Origin of the sequence: Mycobacteroides chelonae CCUG 47445, assembly GCF_001632805.1 — a bacterium.
GTDB lineage: Bacteria > Actinomycetota > Actinomycetes > Mycobacteriales > Mycobacteriaceae > Mycobacterium > Mycobacterium chelonae.
The window spans coordinates 485324-503612 of the sequence record NZ_CP007220.1; the positions used below are offsets into that span (position 1 = coordinate 485324).

At 63.8% G+C, this 18289-nt stretch carries 17 protein-coding genes; 16 read left to right on the top strand and 1 reads right to left on the bottom strand.

All coding sequences use genetic code 11. The annotated features are described in order from the left end of the window. Positions 1-5: 5 nt before the first annotated feature. Positions 6-668: a helix-turn-helix domain-containing protein gene (locus tag BB28_RS02450; protein ID WP_046252389.1), complete on the top strand. Its 663-nt coding sequence runs from the start codon at positions 6-8 to the stop codon at positions 666-668. Here the strand turns inward: BB28_RS02450 and BB28_RS02455 are convergent. Further along, positions 665-2233, bottom strand: coding sequence for a substrate-binding domain-containing protein (locus BB28_RS02455; protein ID WP_052740356.1), 1569 nt, complete (start codon positions 2231-2233; stop codon positions 665-667). The two genes, BB28_RS02450 and BB28_RS02455, sit on opposite strands and share 4 nt — an antisense overlap. A gap of 206 nt (positions 2234-2439) precedes the next feature. On the opposite strand from BB28_RS02455, the gene BB28_RS02460 reads away from it, so the two are divergent. From BB28_RS02460 to clpC1, 15 genes are all read left to right on the top strand, one after another. Further along, a complete protein-coding gene (locus tag BB28_RS02460; protein WP_046252391.1) occupies positions 2440-2868 on the top strand; it encodes a hypothetical protein in 429 nt (142 codons plus the stop codon). 162 nt (positions 2869-3030) lie between these two features. Next, positions 3031-5301 carry an ATP-dependent zinc metalloprotease FtsH gene (gene ftsH / locus BB28_RS02465; protein WP_046252392.1) on the top strand — a complete coding sequence of 757 codons (2271 nt, stop codon included), beginning with the start codon at positions 3031-3033 and terminating at the stop codon, positions 5299-5301. 1 nt (position 5302) lies between these two features. Beyond that, positions 5303-5917 (top strand): GTP cyclohydrolase I FolE, encoded by a 615-nt coding sequence (gene folE, locus BB28_RS02470; protein WP_030095824.1) that lies wholly within the window; start codon positions 5303-5305, stop codon positions 5915-5917. Beyond that, positions 5914-6966: a dihydropteroate synthase gene (gene folP / locus BB28_RS02475; protein ID WP_046252393.1), complete on the top strand. Its 1053-nt coding sequence runs from the start codon at positions 5914-5916 to the stop codon at positions 6964-6966. The genes folE and folP overlap by 4 nt, the downstream gene beginning before the upstream one ends. Then, positions 6963-7349 (top strand): dihydroneopterin aldolase, encoded by a 387-nt coding sequence (gene folB, locus BB28_RS02480; protein ID WP_046252394.1) that lies wholly within the window; start codon positions 6963-6965, stop codon positions 7347-7349. Before folP ends, folB begins: the two co-directional genes overlap by 4 nt. Further along, entirely contained in the window at positions 7346-7882 is a 537-nt protein-coding gene (gene folK, locus BB28_RS02485; RefSeq protein WP_046252395.1) for a 2-amino-4-hydroxy-6-hydroxymethyldihydropteridine diphosphokinase, read from the top strand. The genes folB and folK overlap by 4 nt, the downstream gene beginning before the upstream one ends. Next, on the top strand, positions 7882-8349 hold the full coding sequence (locus BB28_RS02490; protein ID WP_046252396.1) for a DUF3180 domain-containing protein: 468 nt from the start codon (positions 7882-7884) through the stop codon (positions 8347-8349). The genes folK and BB28_RS02490 overlap by 1 nt, the downstream gene beginning before the upstream one ends. A 70-nt stretch (positions 8350-8419) precedes the next feature. Beyond that, positions 8420-9958 carry a DUF6779 domain-containing protein gene (locus BB28_RS02495; protein WP_064393358.1) on the top strand — a complete coding sequence of 513 codons (1539 nt, stop codon included), beginning with the start codon at positions 8420-8422 and terminating at the stop codon, positions 9956-9958. Positions 9959-10113: 155 nt separating this feature from the next. After that, positions 10114-11067, top strand: coding sequence for a Rossmann-like and DUF2520 domain-containing protein (locus tag BB28_RS02500; protein ID WP_046252398.1), 954 nt, complete (start codon positions 10114-10116; stop codon positions 11065-11067). Between the two features lie 9 nt (positions 11068-11076). Then, a complete protein-coding gene (gene panC, locus BB28_RS02505) occupies positions 11077-12021 on the top strand; it encodes a pantoate--beta-alanine ligase (RefSeq protein ID WP_046252399.1) in 945 nt (314 codons plus the stop codon). A 13-nt stretch (positions 12022-12034) separates the two neighbouring features. Further along, the gene (panD, locus tag BB28_RS02510; RefSeq protein WP_046255464.1) at positions 12035-12457 is read left to right on the top strand and encodes an aspartate 1-decarboxylase; all 423 of its coding nucleotides are present in this window, start codon (positions 12035-12037) and stop codon (positions 12455-12457) included. Positions 12458-12459: 2 nt separating this feature from the next. Then, positions 12460-13275: a type III pantothenate kinase gene (locus BB28_RS02515; RefSeq protein ID WP_030095815.1), complete on the top strand. Its 816-nt coding sequence runs from the start codon at positions 12460-12462 to the stop codon at positions 13273-13275. A 64-nt stretch (positions 13276-13339) separates the two neighbouring features. Continuing rightward, positions 13340-14842 (top strand): lysine--tRNA ligase, encoded by a 1503-nt coding sequence (gene lysS, locus BB28_RS02520; RefSeq protein WP_046252400.1) that lies wholly within the window; start codon positions 13340-13342, stop codon positions 14840-14842. Positions 14843-15016: 174 nt separating this feature from the next. Further along, entirely contained in the window at positions 15017-15361 is a 345-nt protein-coding gene (lsr2, locus tag BB28_RS02525) for a histone-like nucleoid-structuring protein Lsr2 (protein ID WP_030095813.1), read from the top strand. Positions 15362-15739: 378 nt separating this feature from the next. Further along, positions 15740-18274, top strand: a complete 2535-nt coding sequence (gene clpC1, locus BB28_RS02530) for an ATP-dependent protease ATP-binding subunit ClpC (protein WP_046252401.1) — start codon at positions 15740-15742, stop codon at positions 18272-18274. Positions 18275-18289: the final 15 nt, after the last annotated feature.

The following is an 18289-nucleotide window of genomic DNA, read 5'->3' on the forward strand; positions in this document are numbered from 1 at the left end:
GCGGGGTGGCTCGTAAGAGTGAGGGCGTGAGCAAGGGTCCACGTGGACGCGGTAGACCGCCGGGTGGCGGTAATACCGCCCAGCAGGCGCAGGCGCAGCTCCTTGATGCTGCGGAGCGGCTGTTCATCGAGCGCGGATACGGCGCATCCACGATGGAAGCCATTGCGCGGGAAGCCGGATACAGCCGAGCCGTGGTGTATCGGCATTTCCGGAACCGGGACGATCTGATGGATGCTTTGGTGGTCCGCGCGACGATGAGCGAGATCACCAACATGATCGGTCGTCTTATCGTGCTCAAGGACCTGGCCGAGATCATCCCGGAATCGATGGTGATCGTTTCCGTGGAGGTCGGCGCCAATCCGCTACTGCGCGTGCTGGCCGACCGCGATGATCGCGGCACGGTCGCCTCGTTGATTGTCAACGCACCCAATCTCATCGACCTGTTGACCTCGTTATACGCGGGTGTGTTCAGTACCCGGATGGCGGAGGTGCGGCAGGGGGTACGGCCCGAGGACGCTGCGCGGTACGTGTTGTCGGTGGCGCTGTCGCTGCTCCTCGGGCTGATCCCGGGAACCGATAACCCGGAGCAGGTTCGCCGCTACGTCAGGGTTTTCGTGCTGCCCACGTTGCTTGCCAACCCTCCGGCGCCCGAGGCCGTGTTCGTCTAGCGGGCAGCGGTGCGAGCCCTGATGAGATCGATGACAATGTTGGGGATCTCGTCCGCGCTGCGTGCGACGCGGCTGCCCCCTCCCGGGGTGGCATCCGAAATCTGTTTAAGGACAGCGGCATCGGCATCCTCTGTGATGCCGAGGGTGATGAGCACGACGGGGCGTGCGGGGTCTTGCTCTTTCTTCAATGTTGCGAGCAATTGGTCCAAGGAAATGCCGTTCGGATCCTCATTCGCGCCATCGGTGATGATCACCACGCTGTTGACGTAGTGCGGGTCGTATGTCGACTGGACCTTGCGGAACGCCGCGAGTGTGGTGTCGTACAAGCCGGTTCCACCGCCGACGAGGGTGTCTAGGCCGTGGCCCTCATCCGCCAGAAGCTGACGTTGAGTCCTATCGCCCACCTTCTCGCCGAGCGTGCGGATGGGCAGCAGGTCTTTCCAGTCCTGCCCCGGCCCGCCCTTGTCGATCGAGAAGGCCCACAGGCCGATCTGTGCGTTCTCGGGAAACAGCGGAAGCCCATTGTCGATAGCCTGGCTCAACAGACCGACACGGGTGGTCTGCCCGGCGGAGAACTTCATCGAGCCGGAGACATCGAGAACGGCAAGCATTCGAGAAGGCAAGGCCAACACCGCGTATCGGCGCATCGCGGTATCGAACGCGGTCAGGTCGTTCACGGTGAGTGTCTCGATCGTGCCCAACCCCCTGCCCGCCAGCGGCGCGAAGTCTGGTCCACGGAATCCCGCACCCGTCAAGGCATCTGCACCGTTGCTGCCGGTCAGACGCTCTGCAAGAGCTTCCCCAGCCTGTTTGGCCTTGGCATGTCGATCATTGGCGGCTTCGGTCACCGCTATCGGATAGTTCAGGGCCGGAGCGCCCGTCGCGGGAACGACGGCGGTGAGCTTTGTGTCCGGATGTTTGGTGTTGAAGTCGATGAGCTGTTGTTCGGTGGAGACCGCCAGGCCGCCCGTCTTGGCCACCTCGCCCAGGCGTTCTTCGGCGCTGCTCTGCTTGGTGTTGGTCAGCTGTGACTGCGCGATAGGCACGAGTGCGGCCGTGATGGCGTTGGGATCACTCTTTCCCTGCTCTGCCTCGGCGAGTGCGCCCATCACCGGGCCTGCCGCCACGGTGTCTTCGAGTGGATTACCAATCCGCAGGGCGGGCTGCTTCAACACGCTCAGCCAGGAGTCGAAGGTCGGCGTCTCGCCCTGTTTGGCGGCCACCACAACGGGGGTCCTGGCCACCGACTGGCTCGCCGAATCCAATGGGGACCCGGTGGCGCGCATCTGCCTCGCCAGCCAGGTGGACGAATCGGGGAGCCACAATGCGGGCGCACCTCCGGGCTTGCCGAGCGCCGCTGCTGTTGCCGCGGAGGGTTTAGCCTCCACGGTGAGTTTTGTGCAGCCGAGTTCTTTGGCGCTCGCGCCGTCAATCGCCTTGGAGACGGCTGCCGCGATGGCGGGGTCGGTGGCCACCGTGAAGGAGGCGACGTCTGCGCATCGTCCGGAGAATTTCTTGTATGCGAAAAACCCGAGCCCGCCGAGCAGGATGGCGACTACCGCCAGTGCGATCCACTTGGGCAGACTCGTGCGGCCCGACTGTTGTCTTCTCCGATTGCGTTCACTGTGGCGACCAGGCATGACTGGACCTCTTCGTTCTCGGCCGCACGCAGGCCTGGTGCCCGCGTCGTGAGGCTCGGGCGGATAGTACCGTGAACAAGATCACGCTCTGGTGGCCTGAGCAGGCACTTGACGGGTGTGAAAGGGGGAAGATGCGGGTATTGGTGGGGGTGATGTTCTGTGCCCTGTTAGCTGGGTGTTCGGTATTCACATTCGGTGATGACCCGGTCGAGGTACCGCTCGCCGAGGCCGAGGCGTTCGGGCGGATTGACGTCCCGAACGGTGTCGCGGTCCTGAAAGTGAGGAGAACGCACTTCCAGGACACGCTCTATGCGGTGGTGCTGCGGGCCACGGCACGGGATGTGGACATGATGTTGCGGAATTCGAAGTTCACCGAGCCGTTCCGCCCCGTGCAGAACCCGGCGACCCTCACGGTGATCGCAGGTCCTCCGTTGTCGGGCGCCACGAACGTCAAAGAGGCCCAAGACCATGTGGAGAAGCCATGGGTTTATCGCACCATCGTCCAAGACGTCAGGTCACCCGATGAGGTCTACCTGCATATCAGCCTGTTCAACACCTAGCCCCCTCTTTGAGCCCGGGGACTACCTCCGTTTTCTCCCTCGGCGTAGTGCGCGCCACAGATGCGAACATGCAGGTGAGGTAGCCTGAGAGTTCATTACGTATGCCTATGGCCTGCCCCATGACGACGGAAGGACCGGGCCGCTGACCGCGGCCGACGCTGTATGAACCGGACAAACGTGTTTCGCACCCTGGGCGTCATCGTGGTGGTGCTGCTGCTGGGGTGGTCGTTCTTCTACTTCGGCGACGACACCCGCGGTTACAAACCCGTGGACACCACGGTCGCGATCAAGCAGATCGACACCGACAACGTCAAGAGCGCTCGCATTGACGACCGTGAGCAGCAGCTGCGGCTGGACCTCAAGTCCGGCAACGGTGATACCGAGGGCAAGGACAAGGTCATCACCAAGTACCCGACCGGGTACGGAGTGCCGCTGCTGGAGAAGCTGAACGGCAAGGGTGCGGCCGTCAGCACGACGGTGAACCAGGGCAGCATCCTGGGATCGCTGCTGCTGTACTTGCTGCCGGTGATCCTGCTGGTGGTGTTGTTCTTCGCGTTCAGCCGCATGCAGTCCGGTGGTCGCGGCATGGGCTTCGGTTTCGGTAAGTCACGGGCCAAGCAGCTGTCCAAAGACATGCCGAAGACCACCTTCGCCGACGTGGCCGGGGTCGACGAGGCCGTGGAAGAGCTCTACGAGATCAAGGACTTCCTGCAGAACCCGTCGCGGTATCAGGCGCTTGGGGCGAAAATCCCGCGTGGTGTGCTGCTCTACGGCCCGCCGGGTACCGGTAAGACGCTGCTGGCGCGCGCGGTCGCTGGCGAGGCCGGAGTGCCGTTCTTCACCATCTCCGGTTCCGATTTCGTGGAAATGTTTGTGGGCGTTGGTGCTTCGCGCGTTCGCGACCTGTTTGAGCAGGCCAAGCAGAACAGCCCCTGCATCATCTTCGTCGACGAGATCGACGCCGTGGGCCGACAGCGCGGTGCGGGCCTGGGCGGCGGTCACGACGAGCGCGAGCAGACCCTCAACCAGCTACTGGTCGAGATGGACGGCTTCGGCGACCGGCAGGGCGTCATCCTCATTGCCGCGACCAACCGGCCCGACATCCTCGATCCGGCGCTGCTGCGCCCCGGTCGTTTTGACCGGCAGATCCCGGTGTCGAGCCCCGATCTGGCCGGCCGCAAGGCCGTGCTCAAGGTCCACTCGGCGGGCAAGCCGTTCGGCCCCGATGTCGACTTCGACGGGCTGGCCAAGCGCACCGTGGGTATGTCCGGTGCCGACCTGGCCAACGTCATCAACGAGGCCGCGCTGCTTACCGCACGTGAGAACGGCACCGTCATCACGGCCGCGGCGCTGGAGGAGTCCGTCGACCGGGTTGTGGGCGGTCCGCGGCGCAAGGGCCGCATCATCAGCGAGCACGAAAAGAAGATCACTGCCTATCACGAGGCCGGGCACACCCTGGCGGCGTGGGCGATGCCCGATATCGAGCGGGTGTACAAGGTCACCATCCTGGCGCGCGGGCGTACCGGCGGGCATGCCATCGCGGTGCCCGAGGACGACAAGGGTCTGGCCACCAGGTCCGAGATGATCGCGCAGCTGGTGTTCGCCATGGGCGGTCGTGCCGCCGAGGAGCTCGTGTTCCGCGAGCCGACCACCGGCGCGGTGTCCGATATCGAGCAGGCCACCAAGAAGGCTCGCGCCATGGTCACCGAGTTCGGCATGAGCGCCAAGCTCGGAGCCGTGCGCTACGGCACCGAACACGGCGACCCGTTCCTGGGGCGGACCATGGGCACGCAGCCGGATTACTCCCACGAGGTCGCTCGCGAAATCGATGAGGAGGTACGCAATCTCATCGAAGCCGCGCACACCGAGGCGTGGGCGATCCTCACCGAGTACCGAGATGTGCTGGACACGCTGGCCGGTGAGCTGCTGGAGAAGGAAACCGTGGTCCGCAAGGATCTCGAGGAGATCTTCAAGGACGTGCAGCGTCGCCCGCGATTGACCATGTTCGACGACTTCGGAGGCCGGATTCCGTCCGATAAGCCCCCCATCAAGACCCCGGGGGAGCTCGCCATCGAACGTGGTGAACCCTGGCCTCCTCCGGTCCCCGAGCCTGCGTTCAAGAAGGCCATCGCCGAGCAGGCGGCTGCGGCCGTGCCCGCGAATGGGGTGCAGTCTGCGCCGAATGGTCAAGGCGGTCAACCGGTTCCGCCTGGAAGCCATCCGGGTCAGCCCTCGGGTACCAACTACGGTGCACCCGCGGGCTGGTATGCACCCGGCTGGCCGCCACAGGGGCAGCCTCCGTACCCGCAGCCGGGTTATCCACCGCAGGGACACGCCCCGTACCCACCGCATGTCCAGCAGCCCTACCCGTATCCCGTGCCGACTCCGCATCAGCAGCCGGCTCCGGATGAGGGCAGTGAGAGCAAGAGCTGATATGAACTCGCCCGAGACGGCCGAGCGCAACGGCCAGCCGGCTGGTCACGTCTTCGACCAGGCACGTGCCGAGGCTGCGGTCCGCGAACTGCTCTTAGCGGTCGGTGAGGACCCGGACCGACATGGGCTGGTGGATACGCCCGCCCGCGTGGCGCGCGCGTACAAGGAGATATTTGCCGGTCTCTACACCGATCCGGATACGGTGTTGAACACCACCTTTGACGAACAGCACGACGAGTTGGTGCTGGTGAAATCGATACCGATGTACTCGACATGTGAACACCACTTGGTGTCGTTTCACGGTGTTGCACATGTGGGGTACATCCCCGGCAAGCATGGTCGGGTTACCGGACTATCGAAAATCGCTCGGCTGGTTGATCTTTACGCAAAACGGCCTCAAGTGCAGGAGCGGTTGACGGCGCAGATCGCCGACGCGTTGGTGCGCAAGTTGGAGCCGCGCGGAGTGATCGTCGTGGTCGAAGCCGAGCACTTGTGTATGGCCATGCGCGGCGTGCGCAAGCCCGGAGCGACAACAACCACCTCTGCGGTGCGCGGCCAGTTCAAGAGTGACGCCGCTTCGCGGGCCGAGGTTCTCGACCTGATGATGAGGGCATGATCGCCGGCGTGACGGATACCCCCGCATTGACCCATATTTTGGGAGTCGTCAACGTCACTGACGACTCCTTCTCTGACGGTGGGCAATTCATCAAGCAATCGGATGCGGTGGCGCACGGGCTGGCGCTTGCCTCTGCGGGCGCCGACATCATCGATGTCGGCGGGCAGTCGACGCGGCCGGGCGCGACGCCGATCAGGCAGAAGATTGAAATGCAGCGGGTCGTTCCGGTGATCAAAGAGCTTGCCAGCCATGGGATCAACGTCAGCGTTGACACCATGCGCGCCGAGGTCGCGGCCGCCGCGGTGGAGGCGGGCGCGAACATGGTCAACGACGTCTCGGGCGGCCGGGCAGATCCGGAGATGGCCCCGCTGATGGCGAGTCTGGGCTTGCCGTGGATTCTGATGCATTGGCGTTCAAAGGATTTCATACACACACCGAGTACGAAGAACTACGGTGACGTGGTTGCCGATGTCTCGCGCGAGCTCATCGAGTCGGTAGAGGTCGCGCTCAAGGCCGGGGTTTCTCGGGACAAGCTGATCCTTGACCCGGGTCTTGGCTTCGCCAAGACAGCCCGCCACAATTGGCTGTTACTCCAAGCGATTCCGGACCTACAGGAGCTGGGTTATCCGATTCTCATCGGCGCCTCCCGGAAACGATTCCTGGGTTCTCTGCTTACCGACCTCAAGGGCGTGGAGCGTCCGGCCGACGGGCGTGAAACCGCAACGGCCGTCATCACCGCGCTCGGTGCGCTTCACGAGGTATGGGGTGTGCGGGTTCACGATGTCACGGCATCCATGGACGCGCTGAAGGTGGTGCGAGCCTGGGAGACTGGCGGTATCGAGACCATCGAAGAGGACGAGGAAGAGGTCCGCGAGCACCACCCGGAACAGCAGGCAGGGCCCGAACCCACGCCCGCCACCGATATCGCTCAGGACGAAGTGACCATGGAGGTGACCGTGCGGACCGCTCGACCCGAACCCAGTAAGACCGCGGGTGGCAAGTGGCGTCGTGAGGTTGCCCAGCGCGGCACCAAGGGCGGCTCGAAATGACCGACCGCATCGAGTTGCGCGGCCTGAAAGTTTTTGGTTATCACGGAGTTTTCGAGCATGAGCGTCGCGATGGCCAGGATTTCTCGGTAGATGTCACCGTCTGGCTGGACCTCGATACCGCGGCGGCCACGGATCAGCTGACCGACACGCTCGACTATGGGGAACTGGCTCAGCGGGCGGCCGCGATCGTGTCCGGTCCGCCGCGCAATCTCATCGAATCGGTTGCGGGTGCGATCGCCGACGATGTAATGACCGATGCCAGGGTTCACGCTGTGGAGGCGGTGGTGCACAAGCCCAATGCGCCAATTCCTTTGACGTTCAGCGATGTTGCGGTGGTGGCCCGCCGTTCCCGGAGATCGCGGCCCGGGGGATCACCACAGTGACCCGCGCGGTGCTGTCCATCGGATCCAATCTCGGTGACAGGCTCGCGCACCTGCAATTGGTTGTCGACGCGCTGGGCGCGGATGTGATCGGGGTTTCACCGGTGTATCAAACAGCGCCGTGGGGACCGGTTCCGCAGTCTGACTACTTCAATGCCGTGGTCATCGCGCGGGGGCGTGCACCGCGGGAGTGGCTCGAGGTGGCACATCGCCTAGAGCAGTCCGCGCAACGAGTACGTGCGGAACGCTGGGGTCCGCGGACTCTCGACGTTGACGTGATCAGCTGCAGACAGGATGTCGACAACGCCGCAGCGGCTAGTGAGATCCTCTCCGAGGACGTAGAGCTGACACTGCCGCATCCGCGCGCACACGAGCGCGCCTTTGTGTTGGTGCCGTGGCTGGCGCTCGATCCGGAGGCCGCACTGACGGTCGAAGGGCGACTCCGTCCGGTTGCCGAGCTGGTGGCAGGTCTGGCCGAAGCCGAACGTGCCGGCGTCCGCCGTGTGGACGACACCCTGACTGGTCCGGAGGCGTAATGGGGCCCACGCGGATCCGTGAACTACTGCTGGGGGGCGCCGTCACGGCGATCCTCGGCTTTTTCTTTGTTTCGGCGGCTTATGGTTCGTTGCCGCCGATCCCGCTGCTCGGGGGTGTTTCGCTGTTGGTTCTGGCGATCGCCGAGGGTGGATGGGCGTTCTATATCCGCAACAAGGTCACTGACGGCGAGATCGGGGTTGGCACGGGACGTTTGCCGGCGCTTGTGGTGGCACGTTCGGTGGTGGTCGCGAAGGCCTCGGCATGGCTCGGCACGCTGATGACGGGATGGTGGCTGGCGATGCTGGTCTACATCCTGCCGCGGCGCGCTCAGCTGGCCGCGGCGGCGGCGGACACATTCGGCGTGGTGATCGCGACCGGTTGTGCGTTGGCGCTTGTGGTCGCCGGGCTGTGGCTACAGCATTGCTGTAAGTCGCCACCCGACCCGCCCGCGACCCCCGCCCGATAGCACCCGCCCATGTCGAATCGCCGATTCGAGGTCGGCCAGCACACTGCACTGTCCGGGTACAGTCACCCCCATGACGATTCCGACCCGAGCGGCGAAGCCTCGGCGTGGCAGCCGTCGCCCCGGGTGGGCGTTGCTGACCGCGTTGCTGGTGCTGGCGATCGGTTCCGGGATCGCCCTGGTTTTCACCGATAAGGCCATCTATTTGCGCGTCGGCTTGTTGCTGGCGTTATGGGCCGCGGTCATCGCGTCATTCGCCGCGTTGACCTACCGTCGGCAGAGCGATACCGACCAGGCGAAGGTGCGCGATCAGAAGCTCGTTTACGACCTGCAGTTGGAACGGGAGATTTCCGCGCGCCGCGAGTACGAGCTGACGGTTGAGAGCAGATTGCGCCAGCAGCTGGCAGGGGAGATCGAGGCGCAGGCTGCCGACGAGATCGCCACCTTGCGCGCCGAGCTTGCCGCGTTACGCACCAATCTGGAGATCCTTTTCAACACCGAGCTCAGTGAGCGTCCGGCGATCGAGCATGACCCGATTCGCGCGTTAGGGCCCTGGCCGGGAGCCGAGCCCGAACCCGCACCGAACGTGGGCGCACCGGCTGCCGCATTCACTCATTCCGTCCGCGAGCCGCAACCCGCGCCGACCGCCGAGTACCAGGATGTGACCGCGGTCGAAGAGGACAACCGGACATCGGAGTACCCGATCATCGACGTCGCCGAAGATCCTCATCATGTCGATGAGGCGGAAGCGCCTCCCACGCCGCCGTATCCGGCGCCTCCGTATTACGGTGCCGCGCAACCTCACGAGCCGGAGCCGTATCAACAGCCGGTCTCATCCGGTACGCATTGGCGCCCGCAGCCGGAGCCGCATGCTGCCCAGTCCCCGGTGCCGCCGCAGGAACCTGCGGTTCCGGTGGCTCCGCCCGCCGGAGAACCCGTGCAGCAAGCGTATTGGGCTGCCAGACAAGAGGATTGGGATGCCGCCGCTGACGGCGAGGACTGGGATCCGACACCCCAGCCCATCGCGCCTCCAGAGCAGGCTGTCTCCCAGCCCGTGTGGAACGAGCCCGCCCCGGAGTGGAACGCCCCGCCCCCGCCGCCTCCGAGCGTGTGGTCTCCGGCCCCCGCGGAAGGCCACTGGTTGCCTCCCGGCACCACCGGAAGCAACTGGGCCTCCAACGAACCCGCGCCGGCTCCGAGTCCGTATCAAGCAGAACCAGTCGTCGGGCGTCATTCTGGAACGTCGTCACGGCACCAGGCCCCGCCCGCGCCCGAGAATGCCGGTGGTGGGCACTGGGCGCCCGAGCCGTCCTACCCACCGCCACCTCCGGCTCCGGAACAACAGAACTACCCGGAGAGCTCCGGGGGGCACCGGGCGCCAGAGCCTGAAGAGAAGCGCGGACGCCGGCGTGCCCCCGAGCCGGAGGAATCCGAAGAGCCACGCGGTCGACGGCGGGCACCGGAACCCGAAGAATCCGAAGAGTCGCGCGGCCGGCGTCGCGTTGAGGAAACGGGTGGCTTCTCGGTTGCCGACCTGCTGGGACGTCTCCAGGGCGATCCTTCAGAGTCCTCGGAGTCCGGTGGCGGCCGCCGCCGGCGCCGCGAGGACTGACTTTCGGCGGATTTTGTCACCGTGCGCGAAAGTGAGCAATCTAACGGCTCAGGGCACTGCCGGTAGCGCCCCGGTGGGATTAGCCTGCTGTTGACCGTCCGGTACCTGCCAGGCAGGACTGGAACGTATCTAGTCTGCGAGGTGTCTCGTTCAGCATGTCTGAGGCTTTCAATGTCGATAGCCAAGCCGAGGGGCCACTCGATGGCTTGCGGCCCGCGCGTCTGGCCGTCGGCATCATCTCGGCCGGCCGAGTGGGTACTGCCATGGGCGTCGCGCTGGAGGCGGCGGGCCATTTTGTGGTCGCATGCAGCGCGGTGTCTGATGCTTCGCGTCGGCGTGCCGAGGAACGGCTGCCGGAAAGTCAGGTCCTGTCCGCCCAAGAGGTCGCTCCGCGTGCCGAGCTGCTGATCCTTGCGGTACCGGATCACGAGCTGGGGGCCTTGGTCTCGGGACTTGCCACTACCGGCTCGGTACGGCCGGGAACCATCGTGGTGCACACGTCAGGCGCCAACGGCATCGCGATCCTGGAGCCGTTGACTGCCCTCGGGTGCGTGCCGCTGGCCATCCATCCGGCCATGACCTTTGCGGGCGGCGATGAGGATATTGAACGACTCCCCAATGCCTGCTTTGGAATTACCGCGGCCGACGAAATCGGCTATGCGATCGGTACGGCGCTGGTGCTGGAGATAGGCGGCGAACCGGTGCGAGTGCGCGAGGATGCCCGGATTCTCTATCACGCCGCCCTGGCACACGGAAGCAACCACGTGGTGACGTTGGTGCTGGATGCGGTTGCGGCGCTGCGATCGGCGCTGTGGGGTCAGGAACTGTTGGGACAGGAGATCATTGGTGATGGACCTGGCGGGTTACCCGAGCGGATGCTAGCGCCTTTGATCCGTGCCGCCGTCACCAACGCGCTGGACCGTGGGCAGTCGGCTCTGACAGGTCCGGTCGCGCGGGGAGACGGCGCTGCGATCGCACGCCACCTCGATGCACTGGCTGAAGCGGATCCGGCGCTGGCCGAGGCATATCGCGCCGATGCTCGACGCACTGCACAGCGGGCGCACGCGCCCCAATCGGTTTTTGCCGCACTGGAACCCCGGACTAGGTAGGGCTGCTTGATGACGAGTTTGTATGGGCCGAAGGGGCCGAAGGGCTACCTCAGTGGAGAACTGACCGTTCACCATGATCCCGACACGATGTATGACGTGTCGAAGGCATTGCGGCATACCGGACGCCGGATCATGTTGGTACCGACCATGGGTGCGCTGCATGAGGGCCACCTGACGTTGGTTCGGCATGCCCGGAAAGTACCCGGCGCGGTGGTCGTGGTGTCGATCTTCGTCAATCCCTTACAGTTCGGTGCCGGCGAGGATCTCGATGCTTACCCACGCACTCTGGAATCGGACGTCGAAAAGCTACGTGGCGAGGGCGTCGAGCTGGTGTTCGCTCCGAATGCGGAGGCGATGTATCCCCATGGGCAGCGCACCACCGTCCAGCCGGGACCGCTTGGTGCCGAACTTGAGGGTGCATCGCGCCCAACGCATTTCGCGGGGATGCTGACAGTCGTGCTCAAGCTGCTGCAGATCGTGGCTCCCGACCAGGCGTACTTCGGTGAGAAGGACTACCAGCAGCTGGTGCTGATCAGGCAGATGGTGGCCGATCTCAATCTCAAGACGCGCATCGTTCCGATACCGATTGTCCGTGAGGCGGACGGGCTGGCGATGTCCTCGCGGAATGTCTACCTGAGCGAGGAACACCGAGAGCAGGCCGGTGCGCTATCGGCCGCTCTACTTGCCGGGATCTACTCAGCCTCTGCCGGTTCGGAATCGGCACTGGACGCGGCGCGTGCGGTACTCGATGAGGTGCCGGCGATCGAGGTGGACTACCTGGAGGTGCGCGGCGCCGATCTGGGCCCCGCACCAGCACAAGGACCCGGGCGCATGCTGGTGGCCGCCAAGCTGGGTACTACCCGGTTGCTGGACAACGTTCCCTTGGAATTGGGCAGCGGAATTGGCTCCTCTGGACCTGCGGACCCTGATCACGCACTGCCCTGGCGAAACTGACTGGAGGACAATGATGTTCCGCACGATGATGAAATCGAAGATCCATCGCGCCACCGTGACGCATGCCGATCTGCACTACGTTGGCTCGGTCACCATCGATCCCGATCTCATGGAGGCCGCCGACTTGCTGGAGGGCGAGCAGGTCACCATCGTCGACATCGACAACGGTGCTCGGCTGGAGACGTACGCGATCACCGGCACGCGCGGCAGTGGCGTCATCGGGATCAATGGTGCCGCAGCACATCTGGTGCATCCGGGGGATCTGGTGATCATCATCGCCTACGGCGTGATGAGTGATGAGGAGGCGCGCGCCTTCACGCCGCGCGTGGTGTTCGTCGACTCGGATAACAAGCAGGTTGAGCTGGGTGAGCACTCTGGCGACCCGGCCTACGTACCCGAGAACTTCGGTCTGGTATCGCCCCGCGGTCTGGTGTAGCCGTGCTGCTGGCCATCGACGTACGTAACACCCACACCGTCCTCGGGCTGGTATCGGGCACCGGCGAGCACGCCAAGGTTGTTCAGCACTGGCGGATTCGCACGGAACCCGAGATCACCGCCGATGAGCTGGCCCTCACCATCGACGGACTGATCGGCGATGACAGCGAGACGCTGACCGGTGTCGCGGCACTGTCCACTGTGCCCTCTGTGCTGCACGAAATGCGGGGAATGTTCGATCAGTACTGGTCGGCTGTTCCGCAGGTCCTCATCGAGCCGGGCGTGCGTACGGGCCTGCCGCTGCTCGTCGACAACCCGAAAGAAGTCGGCGCCGACCGAATCGTGAATTGCCTTGCTGCGCATCATAGATTTGGTTCGGCATGCATCGTGGTCGACTTTGGATCCTCGATCTGTGTGGACGTGGTGTCGGCCAAGGGTGAATTCCTGGGAGGGGCCATCGCGCCGGGTGTGCAGGTGTCTTCCGATGCCGCAGCAGCCCGCAGTGCCGCCCTGCGACGGGTGGAGCTGACGCGGCCGCGTTCCGTTGTCGGCAAGAACACCGTCGAGTGCATGCAAGCGGGGGCGGTTTTCGGATTCGCCGGGCTGGTGGACGGACTTGTCGAGCGGGTGCGCCGGGATATCGAAGGCTTTGGCGGCGCAGGTGCCACGGTGGTGGCCACTGGCCACACGGCTCCGTTGATCCTTCCCGAGACGCACACCGTGGACCGCTACGAGGCGCACCTCACCCTCGACGGTTTGCGACTGGTGTACGAGCGCAACCGGGCTGACCAGCGCGGCAAGCCCCGCTCGGCGAAATAGAATTTTCAGACGCCAGAATCGGCGAAACAGTCTCGGCGAAGCACTACCGCTAAGCTGCCGAGACGTGACTGATCCTGACGCGCAGACCAGCTTGCCGGAACAATTTCGCATCCGGCAGGCCAAGCGCGAGAAGCTGCTCGCCGAGGGCATTCAACCGTATCCGGTGGAGGTACCCCGAACCCACAGCCTCAAGCAGGTTCGCGATGCGTACGTGGACCTGCAGACGGACACCAGCACGGGTGATCAGGTGGGTGTGTCGGGTCGTGTCATTTTCTCCCGTAACACCGGCAAGCTGTGTTTTGCGACGCTGCAGGAGGGTGACGGCACCTCATTGCAGGTAATGATCAGCCTCGCCGGCGTCGGCGAGCAGTCCCTGGCTGACTGGAAAACCGATGTGGACCTCGGCGACATTGTGTTCGTGCAGGGCGAGGTCATCAGCTCACGCCGAGGCGAACTGAGCGTCCTGGCGGACAGCTGGCAGATGGCTTCCAAGTCATTGCGCCCGCTTCCCGTTGCTCACAAGGAGATGTCCGAAGAGACCAGAGTGCGCCAGCGATATGTGGACCTCATCGTGCGGCCCGAGGCGCGCCAGATTGCGCGGCAGCGTGTCGCGGTGATGCGCGCCGTTCGTGATGCTCTGCACCGACGGGGATTCCTGGAGTTGGAGACGCCGATCCTGCAGACCCTCGCCGGAGGTGCTGCGGCCCGACCGTTCATTACGCATTCCAACGCGCTCGATATCGACCTGTATCTGCGTATTGCACCGGAACTTTTCCTGAAAAGGGCGCTCGTCGGCGGCTTCGACAAGATTTTCGAGCTCAACAGAGTTTTTCGAAATGAAGGGTCAGATTCGACGCATTCTCCCGAATTCGTGATGCTGGAAACATATGAGACGTACGGCACATACGACACCGCTGCAACAATGATCCGCGAGCTCATACAGGAGGTAGCGGACGACGCAATGGGAACCAGGCAGGTGGCGTTGCCCGACGGGTCGACCTACGACTTGGACGGTGAGTGGGCGACGATGGAAATGTATCCGTCGTTGTCGGAAGCTCTTGGCGAGGAGATCACGCCTGATACACCGATTGCCACGCTATGGAAGATCGCCGAGCGAGTGGGCGCAGAGATTCCCACCGATCGCGGCTACGGCCACGGAAAACTCATCGAAGAACTGTGGGAGCACCAGGTCGGTGACAAAATGTACACACCGACGTTTGTCAGAGATTTCCCAGTTGAGACGTCTCCACTGACTCGTCAGCACCGAAGCATCTCCGGCGTGACCGAGAAGTGGGATTTGTATGTTCGGGGCTTCGAATTGGCAACGGGATACTCGGAGTTGATCGATCCGGTGATTCAGCGTGAAAGGTTCGTTGACCAGGCTCGTTTGGCCGCGGCTGGTGATGATGAGGCGATGAGCCTCGATGAGGATTTCCTCAGTGCGATGGAACACGCAATGCCGCCGGCGGCGGGAACCGGCATGGGTATCGACCGGTTGTTGATGGCGCTTACCGGACTGGGAATTCGCGAGACGATCCTGTTTCCGATCGTCCGACCTACGCTTTGATCTACACGTTCGAATTTTTGTCTCGCTTTTCAACTATGAGTCAACTATGCGTGTAGTGAATCGCTTGCCTTGAGTGGAACGCGCGCAGCCTTGCGCGTATGTTGAACTTTGCGGCAATCCGTGGCATGTTTGAAGTGGACCAACGGGGGTTCCGCATTTGGAAGGACAAAGGGAATGGCTAAGAAGGTCACGGTTACGCTTGTCGATGACGTCGATGGCGAGGCGCCAGCCGATGAGACCGTTGAATTCGGTATTGACGGCGTGACTTACGAGATCGACCTTTCTTCTAAGAATGCAGAGAAGCTGCGTAATCAGCTCACCACTTGGGTCGAGCATGCTCGTCGCGTCAGTGGGCGCCGTCGTGGCCGGGGGAGTTCAGGGTCGGGTCGCGGGCGCGCGAGCATCGATCGTGAGCAGAGCGCCGCGATCCGTGAGTGGGCACGCAAGAACGGCCACAATGTGTCCTCGCGTGGCCGCATTCCCGCCGAAGTTGTCGACGCGTTCAACGCTGCCAACTAAGACTCCCAACTAAGACGACTCCCAACTAAGACTCCCTCCTAAAACCCGTCGACTTGCGGGTCCCCCGGGAATTTCGCTTACGGCGAAGTCGGATCAAAATCGGAAACGTTTTCACCGCATCTGGCGTTGTTCGGTTGCCTAACAAGCACCGCCGGGTGCGGTGATTCGCATTTTTGGGGACGGTTCCTCCGGGTTCCGGTGGGCTCCGCTGAGCACTCAGGAGCCATCTCCAGGTATGCGAGCACCGCGCCGATTACGGCCGACCACTAGAGTGGCGATTAGGTCCTAGTGCCAGCGGGGATGAGCCGTTTGGGGGAAACCCCGAGCGGCGCGACGAACCGCTTGCGCAAAGGCCGGACGAGGAAGCGAGGGAGACCGATGTTCGAGAGATTCACTGACCGCGCAAGGCGGGTGGTCGTGCTGGCCCAAGAAGAGGCCCGCATGCTCAATCACAACTACATCGGCACCGAGCACATCCTGCTGGGTCTGATTCACGAGGGCGAGGGCGTCGCCGCCAAGTCGCTGGAGTCGCTGGGTATTTCCCTGGAGGGGGTGCGCAGCCAGGTTGAGGAAATCATCGGCCAGGGGCAGCAGGCACCGTCCGGGCACATTCCCTTCACTCCGCGCGCCAAGAAGGTGCTGGAACTGAGCCTGCGCGAGGCGCTGCAGCTCGGCCACAACTACATCGGCACCGAGCACATCCTGCTGGGCCTCATCCGTGAAGGTGAAGGCGTCGCGGCTCAGGTGCTCGTCAAGCTGGGTGCCGAGCTGACCCGGGTGCGTCAGCAGGTCATCCAGTTACTGAGTGGTTACCAGGGCAAGGAGACCACCGAATCCGGTACCGGTGGCCGCGGTGGCGAGGCTGGAACTCCGTCGACCTCCCTGGTTCTCGACCAGTTCGGCCGCAACCTGACCGCTGCCGCCATGGAAGGCAAGCTTGACCCGGTCATCGGCCGGGAAAAGGAAATCGAGCGGGTCATGCAGGTGCTGAGCCGACGCACCAAGAACAACCCGGTGCTGATCGGCGAGCCCGGTGTCGGCAAGACCGCCGTTGTCGAGGGTCTGGCTCAGGCCATCGTGCACGGTGAGGTTCCCGAGACGCTGAAGAACAAGCAGCTGTACACCCTGGACCTGGGGTCCCTGGTGGCCGGCAGCCGCTATCGCGGTGACTTCGAGGAACGCCTCAAGAAGGTGCTCAAGGAGATCAACACCCGCGGCGACATCATCCTGTTCATCGACGAGCTGCACACGCTGGTCGGTGCGGGCGCGGCCGAGGGCGCGATCGACGCGGCCTCCATCCTCAAGCCCAAGCTGGCCCGCGGCGAGCTGCAGACGATCGGTGCGACCACCCTCGACGAGTACCGCAAGTACATCGAGAAGGACGCCGCCCTGGAGCGCCGCTTCCAGCCGGTGCAGGTGGGTGAGCCGACCGTCGAGCACACCATCGAGATCCTCAAGGGTCTGCGCGACCGCTATGAGGCGCACCACCGGGTGTCCATCACCGATGGCGCGCTGGTCGCGGCGGCCACTCTGGCCGACCGGTACATCAACGACCGGTTCTTGCCGGACAAGGCCATCGACCTGATCGACGAGGCCGGTGCCCGCATGCGCATCCGCCGGATGACTGCTCCACCAGACCTGCGCGAGTTCGACGAGAAGATCGCCGATGCGCGCCGGGAGAAGGAGTCGGCCATCGACGCCCAGGACTTCGAGAAGGCCGCGCGCCTGCGCGACTCCGAGAAGCAACTGGTCGCGCAGCGCGCAGATCGCGAAAAGCAGTGGCGTTCAGGTGATCTGGATGTTGTGGCCGAGGTCGATGACGAGCAGATCGCCGAGGTGCTGGGTAACTGGACCGGTATCCCCGTGTTCAAGCTGACCGAGGAGGAAACCACTCGGCTGCTACGCATGGAGGACGAACTGCACAAGCGGATCATCGGCCAGGAAGACGCCGTCAAGGCCGTCTCGAAGGCGATCCGCCGTACGCGTGCCGGTCTGAAGGACCCGCGGCGTCCCTCGGGTTCGTTCATCTTCGCCGGGCCGTCCGGTGTCGGTAAGACCGAACTGTCCAAGGCATTGGCCAACTTCCTGTTCGGCGACGACGACGCGCTCATCCAGATCGACATGGGCGAGTTCCACGACCGCTTCACCGCTTCACGGCTTTTCGGTGCTCCTCCGGGATACGTCGGATACGAGGAGGGCGGACAGCTCACCGAGAAGGTGCGTCGCAAGCCGTTCAGCGTCGTGCTGTTCGACGAGATCGAGAAGGCGCACCAGGAGATCTACAACACCCTGTTGCAGGTCCTCGAGGACGGACGTCTCACCGACGGCCAGGGTCGCACAGTCGATTTCAAGAACACTGTGCTGATCTTCACCTCAAACCTGGGCACTTCGGACATCTCGAAGGCCGTGGGCCTCGGGTTCTCCGAGGGCGGCAGCGGCTCGAACTACGAGCGGATGAAGCAGAAGGTTCACGACGAGCTCAAGAAGCACTTCCGGCCCGAGTTCCTCAACCGCATCGACGACATCATCGTCTTCGAGCAGCTGACGCAGGAACAGATCATCGAGATGGTCGACCTGATGATCGGACGGGTGGGCAAGCAGCTCAAGACCAAGGACATGGCCATGGAACTCACCGACCAGGCCAAGGCGCTTCTTGCCAAGCGCGGATTCGATCCGGTGTTGGGTGCGCGGCCGCTGCGTCGGACCATCCAGCGAGAGATCGAGGACGCGCTGTCGGAGAAGATTCTCTTCAACGAGGTGGGGCCGGGCGAGCTGGTCACCGTCGACGTCGAGGGTTGGGATGGCGAAGGCACCGGCGAGGATGCGAAGTTCACGTTCGTCGGACGTCCGAAGCCTGCATTGGTCACCGGCGAGGAGCCTGCTGCCGACCTGGCAGCCTCCGCCTCGGAGTAGGCAGTTCTGTTCGAG

Bases quoted from the DNA above. Each gene is read 5' to 3' on its own strand.
- BB28_RS02460 (WP_046252391.1), top strand. From the start codon at position 2,440: ATGCGGGTATTGGTGGGGGTGATGTTCTGTGCCCTGTTAGCTGGGTGT.
- ftsH (WP_046252392.1), top strand. From the start codon at position 3,031: ATGAACCGGACAAACGTGTTTCGCACCCTGGGCGTCATCGTGGTGGTG.
- folE (WP_030095824.1), top strand. From the start codon at position 5,303: ATGAACTCGCCCGAGACGGCCGAGCGCAACGGCCAGCCGGCTGGTCAC.
- folP (WP_046252393.1), top strand. From the start codon at position 5,914: ATGATCGCCGGCGTGACGGATACCCCCGCATTGACCCATATTTTGGGA.
- folB (WP_046252394.1), top strand. From the start codon at position 6,963: ATGACCGACCGCATCGAGTTGCGCGGCCTGAAAGTTTTTGGTTATCAC.
- BB28_RS02490 (WP_046252396.1), top strand. From the start codon at position 7,882: ATGGGGCCCACGCGGATCCGTGAACTACTGCTGGGGGGCGCCGTCACG.
- BB28_RS02495 (WP_064393358.1), top strand. From the start codon at position 8,420: ATGACGATTCCGACCCGAGCGGCGAAGCCTCGGCGTGGCAGCCGTCGC.
- BB28_RS02500 (WP_046252398.1), top strand. From the start codon at position 10,114: ATGTCTGAGGCTTTCAATGTCGATAGCCAAGCCGAGGGGCCACTCGAT.
- panC (WP_046252399.1), top strand. From the start codon at position 11,077: ATGACGAGTTTGTATGGGCCGAAGGGGCCGAAGGGCTACCTCAGTGGA.
- panD (WP_046255464.1), top strand. From the start codon at position 12,035: ATGTTCCGCACGATGATGAAATCGAAGATCCATCGCGCCACCGTGACG.
- lsr2 (WP_030095813.1), top strand. From the start codon at position 15,017: ATGGCTAAGAAGGTCACGGTTACGCTTGTCGATGACGTCGATGGCGAG.
- clpC1 (WP_046252401.1), top strand. From the start codon at position 15,740: ATGTTCGAGAGATTCACTGACCGCGCAAGGCGGGTGGTCGTGCTGGCC.